Source organism: Streptomyces lancefieldiae (assembly GCF_031845825.1).
Classification (GTDB): domain Bacteria; phylum Actinomycetota; class Actinomycetes; order Streptomycetales; family Streptomycetaceae; genus Streptomyces; species Streptomyces lancefieldiae.
This window is the reverse complement of the sequence record NZ_JAVRFH010000397.1, coordinates 1-404: the sequence shown is the minus strand read 5'-3', so window position 1 is coordinate 404 and position 404 is coordinate 1. Positions and strand designations below refer to the sequence as shown.

General features: G+C 64.6%; 1 protein-coding gene. It reads right to left on the bottom strand.

Annotated elements, in window-relative coordinates; all coding sequences use genetic code 11:
• On the bottom strand, nucleotides 1-404 hold a 404-nt coding region (locus RM812_RS42690), incomplete at both ends, for a cytochrome ubiquinol oxidase subunit I (RefSeq protein ID WP_311586490.1).

Here is a 404-nt window from a genome sequence, read left to right as displayed (position 1 = left end):
CCGCCTTGTTGGGCACGGCGAACAGCAGCAGCGGCGCCCCGCGCTCCGTATGCCAGATGCCTTCGATCGCCGCGATCTTCGCCGGTTGATGCTCGAGCGTGTTGAGCCCGTGCATGTCGCCGACGAAGATCTGCGCCGGTGTCAGCACGGCAGCCACCACCACCAGCGTTCTCAGCAGGCGCTGCGCGGGCTCCCACGATCGGTTGCGCAGCAGCTGGAACGCCGAGATGCCGATCACCACGAACGACGTGGTGAGAGCCGACGCGATCAGCATGTGCGTGAGCCGGTACGGGAAGCTCGGATTGAAGATGATCGCGATCCAGTCCTTCGCGTGGAACTGACCGTCGACGATCTCGTAGCCCTGCGGCGTGTGCATCCAGGAATTGAGCGCGAGGATCCAGAAG